We start from the raw sequence: 2,241 nt of genomic DNA, 5'->3' as shown, positions 1-2,241 counted from the left end.
GAAAAAGCAGTACAAGGAGTTGATTATGTGCTACACCAAGCGGCATTAGGCTCTGTGCCTAGATCGATTAAAGATCCAGTTACTACAAATGAGGTTAATGTGTCGGGTTTTCTAAATATGCTGGTTGCAGCAAGTGATGCTAAAGTTAAGCGTTTTGTTTATGCAGCGAGTTCATCTACTTATGGAGATTCAGTAGGTTTGCCTAAAGTGGAAGAGGTAATTGGTAAACCGCTATCGCCTTATGCTATTACAAAATATGTAAATGAATTGTACGCTGATATTTTTAGTAGAACATACGGCTTAGAAACTGTTGGTTTGCGTTATTTTAACGTTTTTGGGCGAAAGCAAGATCCGCAAGGGGCTTATGCTGCGGTTATTCCTAAGTTTGTTATGCAATTAATGAATCATGAAAGTCCTCAAATTAATGGTGACGGAAATTACTCCCGTGACTTTACTTATATTGATAATGTCATTCAAATGAATGAATTAGCCATGCTTACCCAAGATAAGGCAGCAATCAATACGGTGTATAATACGGCTTTTGGTGATCGAAACACGCTGAATGATTTAGTTGGTTACTTAAAGCAGGAATTAGGAGTTTTTGACGCAAGAATAAATGATGTTCCAATTTTGTACGGTCCTAATAGAGCAGGAGATATTCCGCATTCGTTAGCAAGTATCGATAAAGCAAAAACAGTACTAGGCTACAACCCGCAGTTTTCATTAGAGAAAGGCTTGAAGGAAGCTATTGAGTGGTACTGGAATAATCTTAAATAGAAAAGTTCGAAAGGACTATTAAATAATTGAAAATACACATAAATGAAAATTACTAAGATTTGCTGTATCGGTGCTGGATATGTCGGAGGTCCCACTATGGCAATCATCGCTCAAAAATGTCCACATATAGATGTAACTGTTGTTGATTTAAATGAAGAGCGCATAGCGGCTTGGAATGATAAAGATGTCAATAATATTCCAATATATGAACCAGGTTTGGCAGCTGTTGTTGCCGAAGCTCGAAGCAGAAACTTATTTTTTTCTACGGATGTTGAAAAAGCAATTGACGAAGCGCAAGTTATTTTCATATCAGTTAATACACCAACTAAAACCTATGGAAAAGGAAAAGGGATGGCCGCTGACCTAAAGTTTATTGAGTTGTGCGCTAGGCAAATTGCCAAAGTAGCCAAAACTGATAAAATTGTTGTAGAAAAGTCAACTTTACCTGTGCGTACAGCCGAGGCAATAAAAAGTATTCTAGACAATACAGGAAACGGAGTACAGTTTCAGATAGTATCAAATCCGGAATTCCTTGCTGAAGGTACTGCTGTTGATGATTTATTGAATCCCGATCGTATATTAATTGGTGGCGATAGTTCTGTCGAAGGACAAGAGGCAATGCAGTCCCTAGTGGAGGTTTATGCTAATTGGGTTTCTATTGATAAAATACTAACTACTAATGTATGGTCGTCAGAGCTTTCTAAGCTTACCGCAAATGCTTTCTTAGCGCAGCGAATTTCGTCAATAAATGCAATGTCAGAGTTGTGTGAAAAAACAGGTGCTGATGTCAATGAAGTGGCAAGAGCAATAGGAATGGATAGCCGAATAGGTTCTAAATTTCTAAAGGCATCTGTTGGTTTTGGAGGATCTTGTTTTCAAAAGGATATTTTAAATTTAGTGTACATTGCTAAATCGTATGGTTTAAATGAAGTAGCGGATTATTGGGAACAAGTGATTATTATGAATGATCATCAAAAGAGACGCTTTTCAAACAATATTGTCCAAACGTTATATAATACAGTTTCAGGAAAAAAAATTACTTTTCTAGGTTGGGCCTTTAAAAAGGATACCAATGACACTAGAGAGTCTGCGGCAATTTATGTTGCAGATGATTTAATAAATGAAAATGCGAATATAGCAGTTTACGACCCTAAAGTTTCAAGGAAAAAAGTATTGGCTGATTTGAACGAGTTACAAACTAGAGAGGCTATCGCTAATGAAAAAAGTGTTCAGTCTTTTGCTGCGCCATATGAGGCCTGCAAAGAGGCTCATGCTATAGCGGTTTTGACAGAATGGGATGAGTTTACGGATTATGATTGGCAAGGAATTTATGATTCTATGCAAAAACCAGCCTTTATTTTTGATGGCAGAAATGTGTTAAACGGACCGGCTTTAAAAGCAATTGGTTTTAATTACCAAGCCATTGGTTCATAGGTTAAAATACAATTGTAGCTTTACAAATAA

General features: G+C 36.9%; 2 protein-coding genes. Both read left to right on the top strand.

Annotation, left to right across the window (positions count from 1 at the left end):
* On the top strand, positions 1 to 777 hold a 777-nt coding region (locus tag P8M54_RS15030; protein WP_300288841.1), incomplete at its 5' end, for an NAD-dependent epimerase/dehydratase family protein.
* A gap of 42 nt (positions 778 to 819) precedes the next feature.
* On the top strand, positions 820 to 2,211 hold the full coding sequence (locus tag P8M54_RS15025) for a nucleotide sugar dehydrogenase (RefSeq protein WP_300288840.1): 1,392 nt from the start codon (positions 820 to 822) through the stop codon (positions 2,209 to 2,211).
* The last annotated feature ends 30 nt before the right edge of the window (positions 2,212 to 2,241 follow it).

This window comes from Flavobacterium sp. (genome assembly GCF_029242675.1).
Lineage (GTDB): Bacteria > Bacteroidota > Bacteroidia > Flavobacteriales > Flavobacteriaceae > Flavobacterium.
The sequence above is the reverse complement of the archived record's forward strand: the minus strand, read 5'-3'. Positions and strand labels throughout refer to the sequence as shown.